The 25305-nt window shown below is 64.5% G+C and carries 15 protein-coding genes, 2 tRNA genes and 1 other RNA gene; 12 read left to right on the forward strand and 6 right to left on the reverse strand.

Going from position 1 to position 25305, the window contains the following annotated elements:
• Window positions 1-683: 683 nt before the first annotated feature.
• Both H0193_RS09160 and H0193_RS09165 read left to right on the forward strand, forming a co-directional pair.
• Window positions 684-5705, forward strand: a complete 5022-nt coding sequence (locus H0193_RS09160; RefSeq protein ID WP_181889516.1) for a carboxypeptidase regulatory-like domain-containing protein — start codon at window positions 684-686, stop codon at window positions 5703-5705.
• 183 nt (window positions 5706-5888) lie between these two features.
• The gene (locus H0193_RS09165; RefSeq protein WP_181889517.1) at window positions 5889-8102 is read left to right on the forward strand and encodes a hypothetical protein; all 2214 of its coding nucleotides are present in this window, start codon (window positions 5889-5891) and stop codon (window positions 8100-8102) included.
• Between the two features lie 72 nt (window positions 8103-8174).
• Here the strand turns inward: H0193_RS09165 and H0193_RS09170 are convergent, their stop codons facing one another.
• Entirely contained in the window at window positions 8175-9179 is a 1005-nt protein-coding gene (locus tag H0193_RS09170; RefSeq protein ID WP_181889518.1) for a prephenate dehydrogenase, read from the reverse strand.
• A gap of 50 nt (window positions 9180-9229) precedes the next feature.
• Here H0193_RS09170 and H0193_RS09175 point away from each other — a divergent pair, with 50 nt between their 5' ends.
• The 6 genes from H0193_RS09175 (at window position 9230) to tgt (ending at window position 14314) form a co-directional block, all read left to right on the forward strand.
• Window positions 9230-9712, forward strand: coding sequence for a tRNA adenosine deaminase-associated protein (locus H0193_RS09175; protein WP_181889519.1), 483 nt, complete (start codon window positions 9230-9232; stop codon window positions 9710-9712).
• 22 nt (window positions 9713-9734) lie between these two features.
• A complete protein-coding gene (locus H0193_RS09180) occupies window positions 9735-10169 on the forward strand; it encodes a nucleoside deaminase (RefSeq protein ID WP_181889520.1) in 435 nt (144 codons plus the stop codon).
• Between the two features lie 75 nt (window positions 10170-10244).
• A complete protein-coding gene (locus H0193_RS09185) occupies window positions 10245-10472 on the forward strand; it encodes a CsbD family protein (RefSeq protein ID WP_181889521.1) in 228 nt (75 codons plus the stop codon).
• 38 nt (window positions 10473-10510) lie between these two features.
• A tRNA-Ser gene (locus tag H0193_RS09190) sits at window positions 10511-10598 on the forward strand.
• 108 nt (window positions 10599-10706) lie between these two features.
• Window positions 10707-13070 (forward strand): MMPL family transporter, encoded by a 2364-nt coding sequence (locus tag H0193_RS09195; protein ID WP_181889522.1) that lies wholly within the window; start codon window positions 10707-10709, stop codon window positions 13068-13070.
• Window positions 13067-14314, forward strand: a complete 1248-nt coding sequence (gene tgt / locus H0193_RS09200; RefSeq protein WP_181889523.1) for a tRNA guanosine(34) transglycosylase Tgt — start codon at window positions 13067-13069, stop codon at window positions 14312-14314. The genes H0193_RS09195 and tgt overlap by 4 nt, the downstream gene beginning before the upstream one ends.
• 83 nt (window positions 14315-14397) lie before the next feature.
• Here tgt and H0193_RS09205 read toward each other — a convergent pair whose 3' ends face one another.
• Both H0193_RS09205 and H0193_RS09210 read right to left on the reverse strand, forming a co-directional pair.
• A complete protein-coding gene (locus H0193_RS09205; protein WP_181889524.1) occupies window positions 14398-15678 on the reverse strand; it encodes a zinc metalloprotease in 1281 nt (426 codons plus the stop codon).
• A 535-nt stretch (window positions 15679-16213) separates the two neighbouring features.
• Window positions 16214-16855 (reverse strand): queuosine precursor transporter, encoded by a 642-nt coding sequence (locus H0193_RS09210; RefSeq protein ID WP_236883443.1) that lies wholly within the window; start codon window positions 16853-16855, stop codon window positions 16214-16216.
• Window positions 16856-16874: 19 nt separating this feature from the next.
• Between H0193_RS09210 and gluQRS the strand changes: the two genes are divergently transcribed.
• Window positions 16875-17813 (forward strand): tRNA glutamyl-Q(34) synthetase GluQRS, encoded by a 939-nt coding sequence (gluQRS, locus tag H0193_RS09215; RefSeq protein ID WP_181889526.1) that lies wholly within the window; start codon window positions 16875-16877, stop codon window positions 17811-17813.
• 97 nt (window positions 17814-17910) lie between these two features.
• Window positions 17911-21144 carry a YPDG domain-containing protein gene (locus tag H0193_RS09220; protein WP_181889527.1) on the forward strand — a complete coding sequence of 1078 codons (3234 nt, stop codon included), beginning with the start codon at window positions 17911-17913 and terminating at the stop codon, window positions 21142-21144.
• A 69-nt stretch (window positions 21145-21213) separates the two neighbouring features.
• Here the strand turns inward: H0193_RS09220 and H0193_RS09225 are convergent, their stop codons facing one another.
• From H0193_RS09225 to H0193_RS09235, 3 genes are all read right to left on the reverse strand, one after another.
• Window positions 21214-22905 (reverse strand): alkaline phosphatase D family protein, encoded by a 1692-nt coding sequence (locus H0193_RS09225; RefSeq protein ID WP_420838848.1) that lies wholly within the window; start codon window positions 22903-22905, stop codon window positions 21214-21216.
• A gap of 91 nt (window positions 22906-22996) precedes the next feature.
• The gene (locus tag H0193_RS09230) at window positions 22997-23500 is read right to left on the reverse strand and encodes a ferritin (RefSeq protein ID WP_181889678.1); all 504 of its coding nucleotides are present in this window, start codon (window positions 23498-23500) and stop codon (window positions 22997-22999) included.
• Window positions 23501-23689: 189 nt separating this feature from the next.
• Window positions 23690-23775 (reverse strand) — tRNA-Ser (locus tag H0193_RS09235).
• Between the two features lie 122 nt (window positions 23776-23897).
• Here H0193_RS09235 and ffs point away from each other — a divergent pair.
• Both ffs and H0193_RS09245 read left to right on the forward strand, forming a co-directional pair.
• An RNA gene (ffs, locus tag H0193_RS09240) (signal recognition particle sRNA small type) lies at window positions 23898-23995 on the forward strand.
• Between the two features lie 19 nt (window positions 23996-24014).
• Window positions 24015-25295 (forward strand): aspartate aminotransferase type Ic, encoded by a 1281-nt coding sequence (locus tag H0193_RS09245; protein WP_181889529.1) that lies wholly within the window; start codon window positions 24015-24017, stop codon window positions 25293-25295.
• Window positions 25296-25305 lie beyond the last annotated feature (10 nt).

Genomic DNA, 25305 nt, shown 5'->3' on the forward strand with positions numbered 1-25305 from the left:
ACTCTGCCGCCCAGGGACCCTTGAACCCTGGGCGTTACAACGCAATGTCCTCCGCGGACCGCAACCCGCGCCGCCACTCCGGCAAGCGCTCCGTCATCGCCGGCATGACGTCCGTCTCCCTGGCGCTGGCCGGTTTGACGGTGCCGAGCGTTGTTGGGGGTTCATCGCCATTTGCCGTAGCTCAGGTTGCAGTTCAGGTCGCTAACACTTCCAATCTTGAGGCTCTTTCCTATTCCCAGGAGCGAAAGGAAAAGGTAGGGGGGGAAACTATTGAGCACGATGACTGGCGCCATGTGATACGTTACCGAGGTTCTGGCGTTAACCAGCCATTGAAACTTCAGGGCTACACGATGCGCATTCTCGAGAACCCTGGTACGTCGGTCACGGGCGATCGGAAATTCGAAGATGCCAAAGTGGTTGCAACCGTTTACAAGAGCGGAGCTACCGCACCGGAAAACGTGGTCGAAACAGTAGGCGCCACCTTGACGGCAGACCCCAATAACCCTCTACGTGTGGCTGTAAGGCTGGACCGTGAGGTGACTATTCCTGCATCCGGGCGCCTCCAATTTGATGTTGCGGACAAGGGGGGCGCCTGGCCATTATCGGGAGACAGTGAAACTCATGCTCGTCGTGACGTAGGAAACACTGTCATTGAAGACGCAACCGGCATATCTACTGGTTCGGTGTCTGGTCGTGTGATTGATCCGGACGGCAGTGGTGTTGAGGGTGTCACTGTCGAGGCTGGCGGCAAGACTGCTGTGACTGACCGCGGTGGTGTGTATTCGATTGCTGGTGTGCCGACGGGGGATACTGAGGTCAAGGTTGTCGATGGTGTGCCGGCTGGGTACTCGGTGTCTGGTGCGCAGCAGAAGAATGTGACGACGTCGGGTGTGACTGGGGTGGATTTCGCCACGACGCGTGAGACTGGTTCGGTGTCTGGTCGTGTGATTGATCCGGACGGCAGTGGTGTTGAGGGTGTCACTGTCGAGGCTGGCGGCAAGACTGCTGTGACTGACCGCGGTGGTGTGTATTCGATTGCTGGTGTGCCGACGGGGGATACTGAGGTCAAGGTTGTCGATGGTGTGCCGGCTGGGTACTCGGTGTCTGGTGCGCAGCAGAAGAATGTGACGACGTCGGGTGTGACTGGGGTGGATTTCTCCACGACGCGTGAGACTGGTTCGGTGTCTGGTCGTGTGATTGATCCGGACGGCAGTGGTGTTGAGGGTGTCACTGTCGAGGCTGGCGGCAAGACTGCTGTGACTGACCGCGGTGGTGTGTATTCGATTGCTGGTGTGCCGACGGGGGATACTGAGGTCAAGGTTGTCGATGGTGTGCCGGCTGGGTACTCGGTGTCTGGTGCGCAGCAGAAGAATGTGACGACGTCGGGTGTGACTGGGGTGGATTTCTCCACGACGCGTGAGACTGGTTCGGTGTCTGGTCGTGTGATTGATCCGGACGGCAGTGGTGTTGAGGGTGTCACTGTCGAGGCTGGCGGCAAGACTGCTGTGACTGACCGCGGTGGTGTGTATTCGATTGCTGGTGTGCCGACGGGGGATACTGAGGTCAAGGTTGTCGATGGTGTGCCGGCTGGGTACTCGGTGTCTGGTGCGCAGCAGAAGAATGTGACGACGTCGGGTGTGACTGGGGTGGATTTCTCCACGACGCGTGAGACTGGTTCGGTGTCTGGTTCGGTTAAGGGCGCTGATGGCGAGCGGGTTAAGAATCCGACGGTGACGTTGGAGGGTATTAACGGCAATGATGATTCGTTGGAGGTGCCGGTCAAGGCTGACGGTTCGATTGATACCTCGAAGGTGCCCACTGGTGATTACAAGGTCACGGTGACTGCTCCTGGTTATGACGACAAGGTGCTTCCGAAGGTCACGGTGACCGAGGAGGGGCCGAACACCATTGAGGTTGAGCTGGATCGTTCGACTGGTTCGGTGTCTGGTTCGGTTAAGGGCGCTGATGGCGAGCGGGTTAAGAATCCGACGGTGACGTTGGAGGGTATTAACGGCAATGATGATTCGTTGGAGGTGCCGGTCAAGGCTGACGGTTCGATTGATACCTCGAAGGTGCCCACTGGTGATTACAAGGTCACGGTGACTGCTCCTGGTTATGACGACAAGGTGCTTCCGAAGGTCACGGTGACCGAGGAGGGGCCGAACACCATTGAGGTTGAGCTGGATCGTTCGACTGGTTCGGTGTCTGGTTCGGTTAAGGGCGCTGATGGCGAGCGGGTTAAGAATCCGACGGTGACGTTGGAGGGTATTAACGGCAATGATGATTCGTTGGAGGTGCCGGTCAAGGCTGACGGTTCGATTGATACCTCGAAGGTGCCCACTGGTGATTACAAGGTCACGGTGACTGCTCCTGGTTATGACGACAAGGTACTTCCGAAGGTCACGGTGACCAAGGAGACACCGGGTCGCATTGACGTGGTGCTTACCCCGGCGGAAGCACCGGCCCCAGAAAACCCGGCAGAGCCGACAACTACCACGCCGAATCCGGCCACGTCGACCACGACGAAGGTGACCACCTCGAAGCAGGTCACTAAGCCGTCCGAGCCGACGACTATGACGCCGAATCCGGCCACGTCGACCACGACGAAGGTGACCACCTCGAAGCAGGTCACTAAGCCGTCCGAGCCGACGACTATGACGCCGAATCCGGCCACGTCGACCACGACGAAGGTGACCACCTCGAAGCAGGTCACTAAGCCGTCCGAGCCGACGACTATGACGCCGAATCCGGCCACGTCGACCACGACGAAGGTGACCACCTCGAAGCAGGTCACTAAGCCGTCCGAGCCGACGACTATGACGCCGAATCCGGCCACGTCGACCACGACGAAGGTGACCACCTCGAAGCAGGTCACTAAGCCGTCCGAGCCGACGACGCCGAAGACTGCCGTGCCGGCAACGACCGCGCCTTCCTCGACCCCCAAGTCGGATGAGAAGAACCCGAGCATCATTGGCACTGTCACCGACCCGGAGGGCAACCCGCTTCCGCCCACGAAGGATAAGGACGGCAAGCCGCAGCCGCCGACGGTGATCGTCAAGGACAAGGACGGCAACCAGGTTGGCGACCCGATTAAGGTCGACGAGAACGGCAACTTCGAGGTGCCGGAGCTGCCGAAGGACGGCGACTACGTGGTAATCGTCGACGCGCCGGACGGCTTCAACGATCCGAAGCCGCAGGTTGTGCCGGTAAAGAAGGGCGAGACCTCCAAGCTGCCGCCGATCGAGGTGACCAAGCCGAACGCTGATCTGGATAAGAACAAGCCGGCTGCGAAGCCGGGCTCTGTCCACGGCTGGTTGGTCGATGAGTCCAACCGTCCTATCACTGGCTCTGACATCAAGCTGGTGAAGAAGGGCGTTACCGACCCGGAGACCGGTGAGACGTTCGATTACGAGGTCCCGATCGAGGTCGACGCGGATGGCTACTTTGTCACCCCGCCGATCGACTTCAAGTACTTCCCGGAGGGTGTCGCCGACTTCGATCTTGAGGTCACCCTGCCTGAGGGCTGGCCGGATGTCGACATCAAGGGCGACAAGATCAACCGCACCGTGACTGTCAAGCAAGGCGAGTCCACCCCGGTTGAGATCAAGGTTGAGGCACCGAAGACGCAGTCCATCGTCGGCCGCATCGACGACGGCAACGGCAAGGCTGTGCCGGGTACCACCGTTGTGGTGACCGATCCGCGCGGCAACTCCCGCGTCATTCCGGTCGAGGATGACGGCTCCTTCGCGATCGACGACGTCATTCCGGGTGTCCACGAAGTGGAGATCCTCACCCCGGGTCGCGGCAACGATGTTGATCCGATCAAGGTGCCGGTCCGCGCTGGCGAGGATGTCGAGCTGCCGGAGATCCACCTGACCCAGAACAAGTCCCTGAAGCTTGAGAAGCGAGTTTGGGGCCGTGACGCCGACAACAACGGCAAGGTCAAGAACAAGGACGGCGAGCTCGTCGACGATGTGATGACCGTCAAGGACGGTGAGGACCTCCTCTATGCCCTGATCGTCACCAACGATGGCGACGAGCCGATCAAGAACATCACGTTCGACGATCCGGAGCTGGATAAGCGCAACATCGAGCTGACCATGCCGGAAGGCTGGACCGCTGAGTCTGAGCTGGCCCCGGGTGACTCGAAGGTCTTCAATGCCAAGATGAAGGCGCCGGAGGACGCGTTCGACTTCAACAACGTCGCAACCGCAAGTGGTGTCACCTCCAAGGGTGAGAAGGTCAGCTCCCTGCCGGATTCCGCCTACACCAAGTTCCTGCGTGGCGCTGTGGAGAAGAAGGTCAATGCCCGCTTCGCCACCAACAAGGACAAGCCGGTGAAGGCATCGGCGAACTCCCCGCTGGGCTTCACCTACGAGGTGAAGAACACTGGTTCCACGCCGATGGTCAACGTCAAGCTCACCGACATCGTCTACGAGGACGGCGTGGATGAGGACAACTGCAAGCCGGTCAAGGCGTCCGAAAAGGCAGAGGACGGCCAGTGCTACCAGCTCGACGTGAAGGAGCCGGAAGGCTTCACCGGCACGCTGCTGCCGGGCGAGCGCGTCGTCTTCAGCGCTGAGTTGCCGGAGGGCCTCAACCCGGGTGCGAAGCACCACAACGCCGCTGAGGCTCGTGGCGAGCTGCCGGCACGTCCGGGCCGCGGCGACGGCTACACGGGTGAGCCGGAGTACGGCGAGGATCCGTCGTCCGTGCTGATCATCTCCCCGAAGGACAACATCAAGGGCAACGCCCACGTTGTGGTCTCCGAGGGTGCAGAGCTGGACGCTAGCGATGTCCAGGTGGTTGCTTGGGTCGACGAGAACGGCAACGGCAAGCAGGACCCGGACGAGGGCCTGTCTGGCCTGAAGATCTCGCTGGCACCGACCGACGGCACCCCGTCCTTCGCCGGTGAGTCCAATGAGGACGGCAATGTCCTGTTCGAAGGCTCGCCGTACGGCAAGTACACGCTGAAGATTGACAGCCCGGGCAACCTGCGCCTGGTCGATCCGAAGGATCCGGAGAACAACTCCTTCGATCCGGGTGCGGTCCTCGAGTCCAAGGAATTCGAGGTCAACAAGGCCGAGCAGGTGATCAACCTGCAGCTTGAGACCCCGCGCACCGCTGGTATCTCCGAGGGCGGCGCTCAGGGCGAAGAGGAAGACAGCTCCCTGGGCAAGTGCCTGGCGTCTGCGTCCTCCGTGTCCAACCCGGTGGCGTGGTTGGTCCCGCTCGGCCTGCTTGGTGCCGTCATGGGCGGCATCGGTGTGATGTTCGAGGACGAGCTGAACCAGATTTCCGCTCAGGCCAACGCGGCAATCCGCGAGGCTATGCCGAACGTCGACCTTGGCATCGGCTTCCAGCAGCCGGAGTGGGTCACTGAGATCCAGGGCCAGTGGCAGGCGCAGATCGACCAGGTGAACCGTCAGCTGGCACAGATCAACCCCGCAGCCCCGGCTGCTGCGGGCGGCGTCGCTCTGCTGGCTATTGCTGGTTTGCTTACCGGTATCTTCTACGCCGGCTGTGAGGCTGGCTGGTTCGAGCCGAGCGAGGAGGGCAGCTCCGCTGGTAGCTCCTCCAAGGCAGACGCTGAGGGCACTGAAGATGTTGCTGGCTCCAGCAGCTCCAGCTCCGAGGGTGGCAGCTCCAAGAAGGCTGAGGCCGACGCCCAGCCGGAGGCAAAGCCGGAAGAGGCCGCCAACTAAGGCCCCGAGGGCTCTAGTCCATGGCTGAGTTATAGAACGTGCCCCGGTCTCGTCGATACGCATCGGCGAGACCGGGGCGCTGTGTTTTTACAGGCAATAAATATTGAGACAGCGCGATGAAACGTATACATTCGTAGGTGCTTTTTGGGCTTTCGCGCGCTTTTTCACATTCGAGAGGTAATAATGGCTGCAAACTCCAAGGTCAACCGCATCGCCGGGCTGTCGCTCGCCGCTGCTGTCGCGGGCACGCTGACGCTCGTGCCCGTTGCGAAGGCGGAAACCACGTCTCCGTCCTCGGAGTCCACGACGTCGAAGGCTCCGGTCGTCTCCACGGAGGACAAAAGCTCCGCCGCCCCGGCATCCTCTTCCACCGCCGCGCCGGTAACGACGTCGGTGAAGTCGGCTGAGGGGTCACCGAAGGCGTCGGCAAGCAATGTTGCCCCCACGACCAAGGCGGACACCACGCAGGAGTGGGCCGACATCCTCAAGGGCTTCGCCTCCCTGATCGTCTCGGCGACGGCCGCCGGCTCTGGCACCTCGGGTGTGCAGCTCACCTCTGACAACCACACCTACAGCGCCATGGCCAGCAACCCGACCAACGGCCGTCTTTACGCCGTGTCCGACGAGGGCCACCTGCTGCGCATCCACCCGCAGACCGGCAACCTGAAGGACCTGGGCGAGATCCCGGGCGTCGAGGCGAAGGAGATCACCTCCGCAGCCTTTACTCAGGACGGCACGCTCGTGCTTTTCGACGGCGAAACCGTCTACGCCAAAGACCTCGCCGACGACGAAACCGGTCCGAAGAGCAAACCGGAAAACCTCGAATTTGTGAAGAAGCCCGTCGAGGGTGTGCGCGACCTGCCGGAGCTTGCGTGGGCTCCGACCGACAATGACGGCGAGCTGGTCGCCCTGGCCACCAAGGACGGCAAGGCGACGCGCTACACCCTGAACGTGAAGGACGCGAAGGTCGCTGAGGCTCCGGCGGAGGTGAGCAAGGGCGTCGACCTGGCCGACGTCGCCGCGTTCGAGTATGCCTACCTCGCCGACGACGCCACCTTCTTCGCTGACGGCGAAGGCAACGCTGTCAAGCTTGTCGACGGCAAGATCGTCGACGTTGAGACCGACCGCACCGAAGAGGACAACTACAAGGCCGTGGCCGGCCTGGAGGCGAAGCCGGAGTCCGCCGCTGGCGAGACCCCGGCCTCCGGTGAGCCGACCACCACGGCTGCTGATGCGTCTGCCGGCGCTGGCTCCGCGACGGTTTCTGCTACCACCACCGCTGAGCCGACTCCGTCCAAGAAGGCCCCGAGCGTTGGTCAGCGGGACGCTGAGGTCGTCGAGCTTGACGTGGAGGTTGTCACCGCGGATGGCGGCCTGGTGCGGGACGCCAGCTTTGTGAGCGCAGACGGCACCGTCGACGGCGCGACCGACGAGTCCGGCAAGGGCAAGGTTTCCCTGAAGCTGGACGATGCGTCCCGCGGCAAGGACACCTTTAACCTGGCGATCGACCAGGCGCCGGAAAACTGGGGCGTGGCTGTCGCCGAGGTTCAGCGCGGTGCCAAGTCCGTGAAGTTCGTCCTCCCGAAGGGGGAGGATGCTTCCGCGACCACCACCGTCGCGGCGCCGAAGGACACCACGTCCTCGACCACTACGAAGACCGCTGCGCAGGGCGATGACGGCCTCATCGAGGTGGACGTCCTGGTCAAGACCGCCGACGACAAGCTCGTCGAGGGCGCCGAGTTCAAGAGCGAGGATGGCCGCGTCTTCGGCACCACCGATGCGAACGGCCGCGGCAAGGTCACTATCGACCCGAAGAAGGACAACGCGAAGCTCGTCCAGCTCACGCTGAAGGAAGCTCCGAAGGGCTACAAGAACGCTGACGTGGTTATCCGCCGCGGCGACACTGAGGCCGAGCTCGTCCTTCCGCGCGACCCGAACGCGACCCCGTCCTCCACGCTGAGCAAGCCGGACCAGGTGCTCAAGGTCCTCGACCAGGTCCGTCCGGTGGCGTCGTCCTTCCTCGCCCCGGCGGCCGCTCTGGCTGGCGCTGGCGGACTGGCGGGTGCCGCGGGCGCGGGCGGCTCGAAGAGCACCAAGAGCACCAACACCACGTTCGGCGGCACGAAGGTCACTTCCAGCAGCACCACGGGTCGTTCCACGGGCCGCTCCACCAGCGTGACCCCGTCCGCGAAGGTGGTCACCCGCAACGGCAACTCCACCAAGGTGGCCAAGGCGAACACGTCCACCCGCGCAACCTCCTCCGACGAGGACACGGAGCGCGACGGTGATCTCGCGGATACCGGTACCCCGATGCGCGCAATTATCGCGATCGGCGTGCTGTCCGTGCTCATCGGCGGTGCTTACCTGGCCCTGGGCCGTCGCCGCGAGAACCAGTAAGCCCGCGTAGAACACAAAAGGCGGCTCCCAAACACAGGGGAGCCGCCTTTTGCGTTGCTACGTCAGCCGAAACTAGAACACCTCGACGCGCCCGCCCACGGACTCGATCTGCACCAGCTGTTTCTCCCAGCCCGGGGTGCCCGGGTGCACGCGCATGATCGGGCGTGAAGAGATCTCCACGGGCGAGACGGACTCGCGCCGCGCCCCCTTGCGCGCCGCCATGCGCAGGTGGGCGCGGTGGCCAGACTTGGTCAGGTCCTCGAGCGACCTGCTCTCGCCGGACAGGGAATCGCGGGCGCCCTGGAGGAGGTCGATGAACTCATCCAGCACCGGCACCAGGGATTCCGCGTTGGTCTCGCACATGTTGCGCACGAGCTCCGGGTCGGTGCTGGCCACGCGCGTGGCGCCGCGGAAGGACCCGGCGGACAGGGATTGCGCCAGGGTGCCGCCGTGGTCGCCGACAAGCGCCAGCGCCTCGGCGATCACGTGGGGCAGGTGGGACACGCGGGCGACGGCCTCGTCGTGGCGGTCCACGGACACCGGCACCGCCTCCGCGCCGACCACCGCGGCCATGCGGCACACCACGGTGAACAGTGAGGCCCACTCGGGGTCGCCGGGGTGCTCGCGGGCGTAATCGAAGGTGACGGCCCACGCGGCGCTTGCGAACAGCCCTTCCTGGGAGGCGGTCCACCCGGAAAACTCAGTGCCGGCCATGGGGTGACCGCCCACGTAGCGCGACTCCATTCCGCGTTCGACCACCAGGTCGTAGACCGGCTTTTTCACGCTGACCACGTCGGTGATGCCGCACGACGGCGCGAGCTCGGCCACCTGGTCCAGCACCGAGGCCACGGCCCGCATGGGCACGGCCACGACCACCAGGGCGCCGTCGTCTTCGGCGCGGCGCAGCACTTCTTCCACGGAGTCGGACACGTCGAAGCCGTCCCTGCGCGCGGCACCCGCGCCGTGCAGCGTGAACCCGTAGACGCGCTCGCCGCGCGAGTGCAGGTCGCGCATGAGCGATCCGCCGATGAGTCCGAGGCCGACGATGCACACTGGGGGCAGCTGATGTGTAGTCACCGCACACAGTCTAGTGACACCTCCGCGGACGCGGACTACGCTTCGACACCATGAGCCAGGATTTCCCGGACGGGTACGCAGTCACCGTCGAGCGCACCGGCGGCACGTGGCGTGTGCGCGAGTTCGACGACGATTTTTCGGACCTTTCCACATCCGTCACCGCGGTGCGCAACCTGCGCGCGGAGGGGCCGGCGTTTGCGCTGCTCAATGTGGAGGAGGACTACCTGGTCATCGTGCGCCCGGGGCCGTCGCAAACCCGCGTGCTCATCTCGGATGCGACGATGGCGGTGGACGACGATTTCGCCGCCGACATCTTGGATGAGGCGGGCGCCGAGATCCCGGACATCGACCCGGACGAGCTGGACAATGTGGACGCGTGGGCGGACGGGGACTTCGACATCCTCACGGACCTCGGCCTGTCCGAGGAGCAGATGAGCATTTTGCTTGACGACGACGCGGACCCGGCCGACCTCGCCCAGTCAATCGCCGACGAACTCGGCTTCGGCGACGAGTTGGACGACGTTGTCGGCTAGCCTGCGGCGCGCCGAGGAGCGCATGCGCGTCGCGCTCGAGACCGCCAAACAGACACCCGCCGGCGACGTGCCGGTGGGTGCTGTCGTGTTTGATGCTGGCGGGGAGGTGGTGGGCAGGGGCGTGAACCGTCGAGAAGCGAACTGCGATCCCACTGCCCACGCCGAGGTGGAAGCGATCCGCGACGCCGCGCGGACGTTGGGGACGTGGCGGTTGGACGGCTGCGAGCTGGTGGTGACGCTGGAGCCGTGCACGATGTGCGCCGGCGCGATCCTGGGGGCGCGGGTGTCCTCGCTGGTCTTCGGTGCGTGGGAGCCGAAAACCGGCGCTGTGGGCAGTGTGCTGGACGCGATCCGGGACCCGCGACACCTGCACACCCCGGAGGTGCGAGCGGGCGTGCTGGAGGCGGAAGCTGCCGGAATGCTGGGCGAGTTCTTTGAAGGTCTGAGGAGTAATTGAATCGTTACCCAACGCCGCGCCGTTCGCACCTATAGTGGGGCACCTAACTGATTCCAACGAACAAAGGAGAACATCATGGGTATTGAGGACAAGGCAGACCAGCTCAAGGGCGGCGCTAAGGAAGCTCTGGGCAACCTCACCGACAACGAGAGCCTGGCCAACGAGGGCAAGGCTGACCAGCTGGCTGGCGCAGCCAAGGAGAAGCTCTCCGAGGCTGGCGACGCGATCAAGGACAAGGCCAACGAGGTCGCGGCAAAGGTCGAGGACAAGCGCGACGAGGCTGAGAACGAGGCTGACCGCTAATTTGGTTATCCGGCAGCGCTGCCGTTAATCTGTTCGGCGGTAGCGTGTCCGAGCGGCCGAAGGTACTCGCCTCGAAAGCGAGTGTGGGTAAAACCACCGCGGGTTCAAATCCCGCCGCTACCGCCAAAGTGTCAAGCCCCCGGAAACGGGGGCTTTTCGCATGTCGGGGGTGCCCACTAGGATGGGCCGGGTTACGCTCGCGCGGCCGCGGGCGGGAAGGAACGGGTCTTTTACGTGGCGAAACTGCTGTACAAACTCGGGCGCTGGTCGTACCTGCACAAGTGGCGGGTGGTCGTCGCCTGGCTGTTGCTGCTCGGGGCGACGGCCGCCGGCGCGTTGTCGCTGATGAGGCCGTTCACGGACGAGTTCGCCATCGAGAACACCCCGGCCATTGACGCGCTGGACACCATGGCGGAGAACTTCCCCGACGCGGGCAACGTGGCCACCGCGCCGAGCGTGAACCTGGTCTTCGCCGCGCCGGAAGGGCAGCGGCTGGACACCCCGGAGCACATGGCGGCGATGGACAAAACCGTCGACTACATCCGCGACCACCTGGGCGTGGAGGGGCAGCGCTTCGGCAACCCGGTGCAGGTCAACGATGAGTTGCAGCGCACCATCATCGACCAGATGTCGCAGATGGGCATGCCGCCCGAGCGCGCTGAGGCCGATGCGCACAACATGCGGATGCTTTCCGACGACGCACGCATCGGCTACACCACCTTCGACTTCGATGCCCCGTCTTCGATGTCCGTGGACCAAGCGGACCGCGACGTGGTGACAGAGGCCATGCAGCTGGGCCGCGACGCCGGGCTGCAGGTGGAGGCCGGCGGCGCCGGCTTCGGCGACCCGATCGCGGTGAAGACCACCTCCGAGCTGGTGGGCCTGGGCGTGGCGTTTGTGGTGCTGGTGGTCACGTTCGGCTCGCTTGCCGCGTCCGTGATCCCGCTGATCTCCGCCGTAGTGGGCGTGGGCATCGGCGCACTTTTGGTGCTGTTGACCACGCACTGGGTGGAGCTGAACAACGTCACCCCGGTGCTGGCCGTGATGATCGGCCTGGCCGTGGGCATCGACTACGCCCTGTTCATCCTCTCCCGCTACCGCCAAGAATCGCGGGACCTGCCGCCGGACGAGGCCGCGGGCATGGCGGTGGGCACCGCCGGCTCCTCCGTGGTCTTCGCCGGCACGACCGTGTTTACGGCGTTGGTTGCGCTGGCGCTGGCGGGCATCGAGTTCCTCACCTGGATGGGCCTGGCGGCCGCGGCCACCGTCGCGATCTCGGTGCTGGTGGCGCTCACGCTCGTGCCCGCGCTGCTGGGCCTGTGGGGCTCGAAGGCGTTCGCCGGCAAGATCCCGGGCCTGGCCGGCAACCCCGGGCCCGGCAAGCGCCCGGGCAAGGACCTGGACGAAAACTCCATGGGTCGGCGCTGGGTCCGCTTCGTGGAAAAGGCCCCCGGCCTGGTCATGGCCGTGGTCGTGCTGGGCCTCAGCGCCCTGAGTATCCCGGTGCTGAACCTGGAGATGGCGCTGCCGTCTGACACCACCTCCAACCTGGACACCACCCAGCGCAAGTCCGCCGACCTGATGGCGGAGGGCTTCGGCCCCGGCGTCAACGCCCCGCTGCTGTTGGTGGTGGACGCACACAGCGTCAACCCGGATTCGGAGATCCTGCAGCCGTACATGGACGCCATCCCGGACGAGGCCGGCGGCGACGCCGAGAAGGCCGCGATGGCCAGCTTCATCTACACCGTGGGCGAGGTCGGTGCCGTCGGCGGCATCACCCACGCCCAACTCATCGGCGCCAACGATGACCTCACCGCCGCACAGATCCTGGCTACCCCGGACGGCGGCCCCGAGGAGCAGCGCACCCTCGCCGTCGCCCACGGCGTGCGCGACGTGGTCGGCCAGGTGGAGGATGCCACCGGCACCGACATCGGCCTGACCGGCCTGACCGCGGTGCAAATGGACATCACCGAAGAGCTCGCCGAGGCTATGCCGCTGTACTTGACCATCGTGGTGGGCCTGGCCATCGTGCTGCTGATGGTGGTGTTCCGCTCCATCCTCGTGCCGCTCGTGGCAGGCTTGGGCTTTTTGCTCTCGGTCGGCGCCGCGTTCGGCGTGACCGTCCTGGTCTTCCAGGAGGGCCTGTTCGGCCTGGTCAACACCCCGGGACCCATCCTGTCGTTCCTGCCCATCTTCATGATCGGCGTGACCTTCGGCCTGGCCATGGACTACCAGGTCTTCCTGGTCACTCGCATTCGTGAGGCGTATCTGAAACGTGGAAACGTCGATAAGCTTCGCGCCGTCCACGAATCCACCGTCGACGGCTTCGCGCAGGGCGCACGCGTGGTCACCGCCGCCGCGATCATCATGATCGCCGTGTTCATCGCCTTTTTGGACCAGCCGCTGCCGTTCATCCAAATCTTCGGCTTCGCCCTCGGTGTCGCCGTGCTTTTCGACGCCTTCTTCATCCGCATGGCGCTCGTCCCCGCCACCATGTACATCCTGGGCCGCTCCACCTGGTGGATGCCCACATGGCTCGACCGCCTCCTGCCCGAAGTGGACGTCGAGGGCACCGATCTAGAAAAGGAACACGCATGACCGACGTGACGTTTGAGGCCCGCACCCAACTCGAGCCCGCGCCGGGCCGCCACGGCCGCACCGGTGTGATCCACACCCCGCACGGCGACATCCAGACCCCGGCGTTCATCCCCGTGGCCACGAAGGCGACCGTGAAAACGCTCACGCCGGAGCAGATCCGACAGACCGGCGCGCAGGCGATTCTGTCCAACGCGTACCACCTGTACCTGCAGCCCGGCCCCGACATCGTGGACGAGGCCGGGGGCGTGGCCGCCTTTGAAAACTGGCACGGGCCCACATACACCGACTCCGGCGGCTTTCAGGTGATGAGCCTCGGCGTCGGCTTCAAGAAGGTCCTGGCCATGGACACCGCCGGGCTGACCGAGGGTGATATCCGCGCCGCCAACAAAGACCGCATGGCGCGCGTGGACGACGACGGCGTGGACTTCAAATCCGTCATCGACGGCTCGTCCCACCGCTTCACGCCCGAGGTGTCCATGCAAATCCAGCACCAGCTGGGCGCCGACATCATGTTCGCCTTCGACGAGCTGACCACCCTCGTGGATACCCGCGCCTACCAGGAACATTCAGTCGAGCGCACGCGCCGCTGGGCCCGCAGGTGCCTGCTGGAGCATGACCGCTTGACGACGGCACGTTCCGACAAACCCCTCCAATCCCTCTGGGGCGTGGTCCAAGGCGCCCAATACGAGGACCTGCGCCGGCAGGCGGTGCGTGGTTTGCTGGACCTGGATAAGGAGGCCCGCGACGAGGGCCGCCGTGGCTTCGGCGGCTTCGGCATCGGCGGCGCGCTGGAGAAGGAGAACCTGGGCACCATCGTCGGTTGGGTCACCGATGAGCTGCCCGTTTCGATGCCGCGGCACCTGCTTGGCATATCCGAACCCGACGACATCTTCACCGCCGTCGAAGCCGGCGCCGACACCTTCGACTGCGTCGCGCCCACCCGCCTGGGCCGCCGCGGCGGGGTGTACACCCTGGACGGGCGCCTGAACCTCGCCGGCGCCCGGTTCAAGCGCGACTTCGCCGGGGTGGACGAGGAGTTCGGCGGCTACGTCTCCGAGAACTACTCCCGCGCCTACATCCACCACCTGCTCAAAGCAAAGGAGTATTTGGCCGGCACGCTGTGTACCATGCACAACCTGGAGTTCATGATCCGGCTGGTGGACAACATCCGCGCCGCCATCGACGCCGGCGACTACGAGGCCTACCGTGACGAGTTCCTTGGCCGCTACTACGCGGGGAAGTAGCAGACACAAAAGCGGGCCCTTCCCTTTTTCGGGAGGGCCCGCTTGTTGGTTTATACCTACCTGCTGGCCTTAGCTTTCAAGCCTTAGCGCATTGCGAGGAATGCTGCGCCGATGCCGAGGGCTGCCAGGGCCGCGACGACGCCGCCGATGATGGCCGCGACGTTGACCTGGTTGTTAGCCTGCTTCGGGGCCTCGGCCTTGGCCTTGGCTTCCACCTTCTGCTCGGCCTTGGGCTGCTCGGCGGGGACGACGCCGGGTTGTGCCTCAGCCTCTTCAGCCTCGTCGACCTCAGCTACTTCTGCTTCGATCTCGGCGGGGACTTCGGGTTCTGCGACCTCGACGGGTGCCGGGGTTTCGATTTCGATGTCTTCTTCGACCTTTTCGGCTTCGACTGGTGCGGTGACGCGGGCGCCGATGGATTCGGCGTAGGCACCGATGCGCGGGTTGTCGAGTACCAGGGAGTCCCAGTCGGCGGGGACGAGGACCTTGCCCGCCGGGGTGTCGGCGAAGTACGGCTTTTCGGAGTAGTTGAAGTAGTCGAACTGGCGGTCGTAGTTCATCACCGACTGGTAACCGGCCTGCATCGGGGAACCTTCAGCGATGTCGGTGACGTACTGCTGAGCACCCCAGTGGCGCAGACCCAGGGTGTGGCCGAACTCGTGCAGGATGGTGTTGCGCACCTGCTCCTCGTTGGCGCGGCCATCCGGGTTAGCCACGTAGAAGGAGTTATCGCCCACCAGCGACAGGCCCGTGGCGTTGGAGCCAGCGCGCATCCTATCGCCCAGCACGCCGGGGCGGAAGATGTTGGCGCGGTCACCAAGGTTGTTGATGGTGTTAATGAGCTGGAACGCCTCAAACTTGCTCGGGTCAAAGTACGAATCGCGGTACTCTAGCGTCTCGCCGCCGTGGGCGTCGGAGTAGTTGGGGATGTTGGTGTAGTGCTCGCCAGCGTCGATGTGCAGGCTAATGCCGTGGTCGGCAAACAGGTCCACTAAATCGTCCAGGCTCTGCGTCGACGGGGCGTAGGAGGTGCGGTTGGCGTTGGCGCACTCGCGTGCCGCGTGGGTGTCGCACTTCAAGGTGTCGTATTCCGACGACATCCAGTTCAGCTGCATGAACAGATCCGGGCGTTCGGGGTCCGCGCCCCAATCCGGCAGGGGGATCTCGGTGCCGTCGGCGAGGACGACGCCTTGCTCTTCCCAGATGTCCGGCAGGCCGTCGCCGTCGGAGTCAACGAGGGTGGCGGTGTTGGTGCGCACCGGTGCGAGCTCGATCTCTTGGGCGGCGTGTGCGACGTCGGCGCCGGAGATGGCGATGGCTGCGGCAACTGCTGCGGCGATGGTGTTTCGGAATGCTGCTCGCATCTCGGTGACTCCTTGGTGTGTGTTTTTCTCTTTGTGACATCCATGAGTTTATGCACCGAATATGCGCAGGTAAACCGCTCGCCGCCAGGCTGAAAAATTCCGTAAATCGTTGAGCATTCTTTCCGGATTGTTCAACGTTTCCACCCGTTTTGGCCTGCGGATTGTTCATCAATCCGGGGGCGCGGTCCGGGGTTTCGTCAGTATTGTTCAACGATCAATCCGGCAACGCTCGCGGATGGTTGAACAATCCACTATCACCGCATTTTATGCACCTTAAGGTGTTTTCCAGCATGGATTTCGGCAATTCCGCATCTACCTGCATGTTCCGGTTGACCATACAATTCATACTCTCTCAGATTTGGTGGTTTCCCCCCAGAAACCCCCGAAAACCCCTGGATTGTTCAATGATCCGCAGATTGTTCAGCAATCCGGAAACCCCCACTACCCCCGTTCTTTACCCCCGCTGCGGCGGCAGGACGCCGTCGCAAAGCAAAAAGCCCGCAACCACAACGGCTGCGGGCGGAAGAAGCCTGGTTTAAACGGACGCCTCCGCGCGGCGTACTGCCGCGATGGTCGGGTAGGTCACCGGCAGGAGGAGCACTTCCATCAGCGTCTTCCACAGGAAGCCGACCGCCACGTAGTTCGCAAACGCGCCGGCCGAGTCGATGCCAATCACAGCTGCGGCAATCGAGCAGAACAATAAGGTGTCCGCGAATTCGCCGACCACGGTGGAGCCGATCAGACGAGCCCACAGATGCCCAGCACCAAACCGGTCCTTCATCCGCTGCAGCACCCACGCGTTGAGCAGTTGCCCCACCACGTAGCCGGTCAGCGAGGCCACCACGATCCGCGGAAGCAGGCCGAGGACGGCGGCGAAGGTGTCGTTCATGTCGTAGAAATCCGCGGCCGGCAGCCAGATCGCTATATAGAAGGACAACACTGCAATGACGGCGATGGCGAAGCCGGTGAACACGGCGCGCCTCGCCGCGCGAAACCCGTAGACCTCCGCGATCACGTCGCCGATGACGTAGGAGATGGGGAAGAGGAAGAACGCGCCGTCGGTGATCAGCGGCCCGAGCGCGACGCCTTTTTGCGCGGTGATGTTGGAGATCAAAAACACTGCGCAGAACAGGGCGAGCAGGTACGGGTACGGGGAGCGGGAAACGCGGGGTGACATGCGCTTTATCATGGCACACATGTCTGATTTTCAAGCTCCCGCCGGCCGTTACGCCCCGAGCCCCAGCGGTGATCTCCACTTCGGCAACCTCCGCACCGCGGTGTTGGCGTGGTTGTTCTCGCGCCACACCGGCCGCAACTTTTACCTGCGCGTGGAGGACATTGATTCGGAGCGCTCGTCCGCGGAGTCCGCGCAGCGCCAGATCGAGGATCTGCAGATGCTCGGCCTCGACTTCGATCAGCCGGTGATGTACCAGCACGACCGCGGCGACGCGTACGCCGATGCGCTGTCCCGCCTGGATACCTACGAGTGTTACTGCACGCGCCGCGACATCCGCGAGGCCGCTTCCGCGCCCCACGCCCAGCCCGGCATGTACCCGGGCACCTGCCGCGATCTTTCAGAAGAGCAGCGAGCTTTTCGACGCTCCGAGCTCCACGCCGAAGGCCGCCTCCCGGCAATCAGGCTGCGCGCGCACGTGAAAGAGTGGACGGTGCGCGACTTCTACCAGGGTGAATACACGGGTCCGGTGGACGATGTGATCTTGAAACGCGGCGGGCGCATCGACCAGGCGCAGGCGGGGGATTGGGCGTACAACTTGGCCGTGGTCGTCGACGACGGCTACCAGGGTGTGGATCAGGTAGTGCGCGGAGACGATCTGTTGTTTTCAGCGCCGGCTCAGGCGTACCTTGCCGACCGCTTAGGGCTCACAGTTCCCGTTTATATTCATGTGCCGCTCGTGGTGGGGCCGGAGGGGCGTCGATTGGCAAAGCGCGATGGGGCGGTGACGTTGCGGGAGATGCTTGCCGGGAAGAGCGTGGAGGATGTTGTGTCGCAAATCGCGGAATCGCTCGGCTACGTGGGCGTTTCGAGCGTCCAAGAGTTACTGGAGGAATTTGATCCGGCGCAGCTTTCGCGCGAGCCATGGTTGTGGACACCTCAACAACCTGAGGGTTTCTAATATATAACCTGACAATTATATCAAAAAATGTTGCAGAATGCCTGAAGTTTCTTCATATTGGGCGAAACCCTTTAGTTAGCCTTTTGAGGAGATTTCAATGAACGCGAAGAAGATCGCCGCGAGCGCCGTCGCGCTGGCTCTCGGCACCTCCGCCATCGTCGCGCCGCAGGCGACTGCGCTGCCGGAAGAGTTTGTCAGCCCGCCGGGTGTGCTCGGCAACCCGGAGCAGGATGACTGCCAGATCACCATGGAGGACAACGTTTCCACCTCCCAGCCGGGCGAAGCCAGGGAAGCGGACCAGAACGGCGTTGCCGCTGGTGTCGCGCTCAACGAGGCCAACACCGAGTACCTGGCGTGGGTCACGCTGGACAGCAAGGGTGAGCGCATCTTCAAGCGTGCCGTGGCGAACGCCGAGATCGCGAACAAAGCGACCAAAGACGTCACGCAGTCGTTCACGGTGAAAGAGCAGCAGTCGGGCGCGCTCGCGTTCGATGCGGAACTCAAGGACAAGAAAGTCAACCTCGACGTTACCGACATTGTCCCGGTGAATAACGACAGCTTCTCGGTGAAGCCCGGCGATGAGCAGAAAGTGTCCGCGAAGCTCGGTCTGAACAATTCCCTGGATAAGCAGACGTGGGCGTGGAAGATCAACCAGCCCACCTCCTCTGGTCAGTCGGTCACCCGTGTGAACACCTGGGCGACCGTCGACGTTGCGCCGTGGCCGATTGAGACGGACAACTGCCTGCCGATTACGGCGTCGTCCACCAAGTCCAAGGCGATCATCGCCGACGGCAACGAGTACGACACCGGCATCACCGTCGCCAACGCCGAGAACGACTTCGAGCGTCTGACCGGCAACGTCACCGTGGGCGGTAAGGCTGTCGCCGACGCGAAGGTGCGCGTGGACGCCGACGGCAAGGTCTACGTCACCCTGCCGAAGAACGCGACCGGCGGCGTCGATAACGACAAGCCTGCCAAGGTCGACGTGCAGCTGCTCGCCCAGCCTCGCGAGGAGACCAAGGACTCCAAGTTCGAGGCCTACAACTCGCCGCAGGCGCTGCGCGTGGTGGACGACCTCGGCCGCGTTACCCAGGATTCGCCGGAGTTCACCGGCGAGGTCCCGGTGCAGAAGTTCGCGCCGGAGTACAAGTCCCCGGCGACCGTGAAGCCGGGCAAGACCGTCAACGTTGCGCTGAAGACCCAGCCGGGCGACGTGCGCGGCAAGGCCGTGGACGCCACCTACACCGTCAAGAACGCCCCGGAGGGCTGGACCGCCGAGCCGGCCAAGGACGGCACCCTGAAGGTCACCGCACCGAAGGGCGCGAAGGGTGGCGACACCGCTGAGTTCACTGTTGAGGTGGCGTACCCGGACGGTTCCGTCGATACGCTTAAGCCCGTTGTCAACGTCAAGGACTTCGACACCACCGGCGCCACGCCGGGCTACGGCGAGGAGAAGGGCAAGCGCGGCACCGAGGTCACCCTGACCCAGAACGAGAAGCTGCCGAAGGGCTCCACCTTCACCATCACCGAGGACCAGGACCTGGGCGACTGGAAGCCGCAGGTTGACCCGAACACCGGCGAGATCACCGTCACCATCCCGAAGTCCGCGAACCCGGGCGACGAAAAGACCATCCTGGTCGACGTGAAGTACCCGGACGGCTCCACTGACAAGAAGGTCCCTGCCAAGGTCATCGTGCTCAACGAGCCGAGCTACGGCGAGGTCACCGACAAGCCGGGCGAGAAGGTCGAGCTGCCGCAGACCGGCGACGTCGTCGACGGCTCCACCTTCACCATCAACCCGAAGCAGGACCTGGGCGACTGGAAGCCGGTTGTGGACGAGAAGACCGGCAAGGTCACCGTCACCATCCCGGAGAACGCGAAGCCTGGCGACGAGAAGGAAATCCTCGTCGACGTCAAGGACCCGAAGTCCGGCAAGACCGACACCGTCCCGGCGAAGGTCATCGTCCACGGCGCACCGGAGTACCCGGCAGTGGAGAAGACCCCGGGCGACAAGGTGACCCTGCCGCCGAAGACCGACGGCGTGCCGCCGAAGTCCACCTACGAGATCACCCCGGACCAGGACCTGGGCGACTGGAAGCCGGAGATCGACCCGAAGACCGGCGAGATCACCGTCACCGTGCCCGAGACCGCCAAGGACGGCGACAAGAAGACCATCGACGTCACCGTCACCTACCCGGGCGGCAAGACCGACAAGGTCCCGGCCGAAATCACCGTGAAGGACCCGAAGACCCCGGGCAAGGACGACGAGCCGGGCACCCCGGGCACCGAGACCCCGGGCACCCCGGAGAACCCGGACAACAAGGGCCCGAAGGTCATCGTCATTCCGGGTGAGACCAAGGAACTGAATCCGGAGGTCATCGGCGACAAGAACGGCGACCCGACCTACAAGATCCCGGACGGCTGGAAGATTCCGGACGGCTGGAAGATCACAGTCGACCCGAAGACCGGCGACGTCAACATCACCGCACCGAAGGACGCCACCCCGGGCACCAAGATCGAGGTCCCGGTGGAGATCACCTTCCCGGACGGCGAAAAGAAGACCCAGGAGATCCCGGTCGAGGTCGGCGAGACCTCCGAGGGCACCATCCCGTACGTCCCGGGCCAGAAGAACCCGCTGGTGATCTTCGTGCCGAAGGACGCGGACAAGGGCACCGACCCGAAGCTGCCTGAGGGCTGGACCATCGTCGAGCGCGGCGACAACTCCTTCACTGTTGAGGTGCCGGAGGGCACGAAGCCGGGCGTCTACGAGGTCGTATTCCCGGGCAAGAACGGCGAGGTCAAGGTGCTGGTCGAGGTCAAGCAGGCCGTGACCGAGCAGGGTTCCTCCGAGAACCTGCAGAAGTGCTTCGCCAACATGTCGTCCGAATCCAACCCGCTGCTGTGGCTGGTCCCGGTCGGCCTGCTCATCGCCATCGGCGCTCCGCTGGCCGGCCCGCTCGGCCAGGAGCTGGGCAAGGCTGCCGCGAACGTGTCGGCGCAGATGAACATCCCGAACCCGCTCGAGCAGTTCGGCATCGGCGGCAACACCAACCGCCGCCCGCAGCCGGAGTGGGTGACCCAGCTGCAGGCTGAGGCTAACCGCATCCAGGCGCAGTTCGGCCCGCAGGTCACCCAGGCCGCCGCAATCGGCCTGTCCCTGGCCGGCCTCGCAGCGGGCCTGGGCATCCTGGCCGCGCTGTGCAAGGACGGCGAGCTGCCGGAGTGGGCGGCTTCCTCCGCCAACGTCGAAGGCTCGTCCGCGAAGAAGGACGCTGAGGGTTCCTCCAAGGAGGAGAAGCCGGCTGAGGAGAAGCCGGCTGAGGAGAAGTAACTCCCACCGCTAGAACGCCCAGCCGCCCCCGTGAGATCAACCGGGGGCGGCTGGTTTTTCGTCGATAGGCTATTGCCCGAAGCCCTCGCCCTTGCGCCACGTCAAGGCCGCGCCGGGGGAGACGGGGGAGGCTGGGTCCAGGATGTTGTGGACGCGAAGCCACTGCATGTCCACCTGCTCGGGCGTGATGGCCACGATCGTGTAGCCGTGCGTGTCCAGCGCCACGTGGTGCAGGCTGGGGTTCGCGGCGCGCAGGTAGCCGCACGCCGCGCTGAAAACGGGGTGGCCGGCGCGGATCTTCGTCGACTCCGCCACGTTCGGCGCGGTGATGGACGAGCAGACGATCTCGCAGCCGATCTCCTCGCCGCCGTGGGTGATGGTGTGCGCCCACTCGGAATGGATGTCGCCGGTGAGGAAGATCGGGTGCTTGCCCAGGCGGCCCAGGGCGTTGATCAGGCGGCGGCGCTCGAAGTCGTAGCCGTCCCACTGGTCGCCGTTGAGCGGCATGTCGTTGAGCTCGGGCAGCGGCGCCTGCGCTGGCACGATGTTCGCGCTGAGTGACTTAGCGACGGGACGCGTGGCCGCATGGTTAAACGCCGCGCCGATGTGCAGCGGGGAGAACATCACCGAGTTGCCCAGCGCGTTCCACGTCGCGGTGGAGCGCTCGAGGGTGTCGATGAGCCAGTCGTACTGCTCCGAGCCCAGCATCGTGCGCGCGTCGCCGGTCTGGCGGGCGCCGCCGCGCCAGAACTCCTTGTCGCGGTAGGTGCGCAGGTCCATGATGGTCAGCTCAACCAGGTCGCCGAATTGCAGGGAGCGGTAGATGTGGCCCTCGTCGGAGGTTGCGGTCAGGCGCACCGGCATCCACTCGTAGTAGGCGCGCATGGCGGCGTCGCGGCGTGTGTGGAAGTCGCCCTCGTCCGCGTTGTGGTTTTCGGCGCCGTCGCGCCAGTTGTTGTTGGCGAACTCGTGGTCGTCCCACACCACCACCCACGGCAGGGCGGCATGCGCGTCGCGCAGGTTGGGGTCGGTGCGGTAGCGGCCGTAGCGGGTGCGGTAGTCCGCCAGGGTGACAATTTCGTGGGCGGGCTGGTGCAGGCGCACGGGCCCGTAGCCGGCGTATTCGTACTGGGCGTACTCGTAGATGTAGTCGCCGAGGAACACGGTCAGGTCCAGCTCGCCGTCCCAGCCGCGCGCCGCCATGTCCTTGTAGGCGGGGAAGAAGCCGGATTCCCAGTTGGCGCACGACGCGACGGCCCAGCGCTGCCGGTCCACGTGGCCAACGGGTGCGGTTTTGGTGCGGCCGAGCGGGGAGGCGGCGCCTTCGTGCGGGCCGTCTGCCACGGTGAACGCGTAGTAGTAGACGGTGTCCGGCTCCAGGCCGCGCACGTCGACGTGGATGGTGTGGTCGCGCTCCACGCGGCTTTCGGTCTCGCCTTCGGCGATGACGTCGCGGAGCTGTGCGTCGCGCGCGACCCGCCAGCGCACCCGGGTGTTGGCGCCGCCGCCGGAGCCGGGCATCGCCTGCTCGTCGGGGGTGATGCGCGTCCAGATCACCACCGCGTCCGGCAGCGGGTCGCCGGAGGCCACGCCGTGCACAAACGGCAGGGGTGGCAGCTCCATCTCCACGGGCACCGGCTTCGTGGGCAGCGTGCTCTGCGACTGCGCACTCGGCACCGCCACCGCCGCACCCGCCGCCGACGTCGCCACAGCGGCGGTGCGCAGGAAGTTGCGGCGGGAGACTGTGTGCGGCGAGTTCACGCCCATATCTTGGGCCGTGGATGGCAGTCCCGCGACCCGAGTGGCGCGATTTTGCGGGGATTTCAGCTCGAATTTTCGCGCTGTTTACCCTTTACGCGGATGGGGTCGCGATGTCGCGGTTGCCCAGCCGGGCGTCGATACGCAGAAGGCCCGAGCCGTCATCGCCGACGAGGTTGAGCTGGTCGAGGATCTCACCGACGGTGGCCTCCTCCTCGACCTGCTCGTTGAGGAACCAGTTGAGCAGGGCGCGGGACTCGAGGTCACCGACTTCGTCGGCAAGCCGGGTGATGGTGCGGATCTGCTCGGAGACCTTCCGTTCGTGGGCGAGCGCGGCCTCGAATGCCTGGCGCGGCGTGTTGATCTCCGGCGCGTTGATCTCGATGGTCTTCGGCACGACGCGCTCACCGCGGTCGATGAGGTGCTGGGCGAACTTCAGTGCGTGCTCGCACTCCTCCTTTGCTTGGGCGACGAACCACTGGCACAGGCCCGGGAAGGACAGTGCGTCCATCTCGTTGGCCAGGTGGCGGTAGGTGTAGGCGGCTGCGTACTCTTCGGTGACTTGCTGGTTGATGGCGTCTTTGAGCTGTTGGTCGATCATGGTGCGCAATCGTACGCGAAATTTTGTAGCTAGGTAAGCCTTGCCTAAAAATTTTTAGGAGGAGCCCTATGGCGGTGAGTGGGTGTGTTGCAACGGCATTGATGACAGATCTGTCGTTTAACCCCAATTCCCCCACGCGTATATGCGAAAACCGGCACCCACGCAGGGCACCGGTTTCGGATTTTGCGGAGGATGTGGGATTTGAACCCACGAGGGTCGTGAAACCCGCACGCGTTCCAGGCGTGTGACATAGGCCGCTAGTCGAATCCTCCAGCGACACTCGAAAGCGTCTTGCGATATATTAGACCACCCGGCGCCCAAGGCCAAAACCGCAGCGCATCCGGCTTATGCGTCCTTGGCTTGTTTCTGGAGGGGCAACATGACTACAGTATCGGGCAGGATCCCACGCGGTGTTATCTTGTGAACTCCCCCAGGGCGGGAACGCAGCAAGGGTCAGCGAGCTCTGGCAGGTGCGTGGGGTCCCCTTTTATTGCGCTGTACGATGTAACCCATGTCTCTTTCGGATCTCGATCCCGCACAGTTCTCCGAGCTGGCCCAGCGCACCCGTCAGCAGTATGACGAGCTCAAGGCCCGCAACCTCAACCTGGACCTCACCCGCGGCAAGCCGTCGAGCGAACAGCTCGGCTTCTCCAACGCTCTGCTCTCCCTGCCGGGGGAGGGCGATTACACCGACAACACCGGCGCGGACGTGCGCAACTACGGGGGCCTGACCGGCATCCCCGACATCCGCGAACTGTGGGCCGAGGCCCTGGGCATCGACCCGGACAACCTCATCGCGGGCGACTCCTCCAGCCTGAACATCATGTTCGACCTGATCTCCTGGTCGTATATCTGGGGCAACAACGACTCGCCGCGCCCGTGGAAGGATGAGGAAACCGTCAAGTGGATCTGCCCCGTGCCGGGCTACGACCGCCACTTCTCCATCACCGAGCACTTCGGCTTCGAGATGGTCCAGGTGCCCATGACCTCGACCGGCCCGGACATGGACGCCGTCGAGGAACTGGTCAAGGACCCGCAGGTCAAGGGCATGTGGACGGTGCCGGTGTTCGGTAACCCGACGGGGGTGACGTTCGCACCGGAGGTCGTCGAGAAGCTTGCTGCGATGGAAACCGCGGCGCCCGACTTCCGCATCGTCTGGGACAACGCCTACGCCATCCACACCCTCACCGGCGCGCAGACCGACAACCCCGACGTGATCGCCCTGGCGGAAAAGCACGGCAACCCCAACCGCTTCTGGTACATGTCGTCCACCTCGAAGATCACCCTCGCGGGCTCCGGCGTGGCGTTCTTCGCCTCCTCGAAGGCGAACTTGGAGTGGTACGCCTCCCACGCCTCCATCCGCGGCATCGGCCCCAACAAGGTCAACCAGCTCGCACATGCGCGTTTGCTTGGCGACGTCCAAGGGTTGCACACGCTCATGAAACAGCACGCGAGCTCGCTTGCGCCGAAGTTCGAGGCCGTCGTCGGGATTTTGCAGGACCGCCTCGGCGAGTTTGGCGTGACGCAGTGGACCGAGCCGGAGGGCGGCTACTTCATCTCCCTCGACGTGCTGGACGGCTCCGCCACCCGCGTGTGGGAGTTGGCCAAGGACGCCGGCATCACCCTGACCAAGGCCGGCGCGTCCTTCCCGCACGGGGTGGATGAGAAAGACCAAAACATCCGCCTCGCGCCGTCGCTGCCGCCTCTCGACGAAGTGCGCACCGCCATGGACGGTGTGGCCACCTGCGTGCTGCTCGCCTGCGTGGAAGCTGCGGAGGCACAGGCGGGCTAGACTTGCCCGC

It is taken from the genome of Corynebacterium haematomassiliense (genome assembly GCF_013978595.1).
GTDB classification, from domain to species: Bacteria; Actinomycetota; Actinomycetes; order Mycobacteriales; family Mycobacteriaceae; genus Corynebacterium; species Corynebacterium lehmanniae.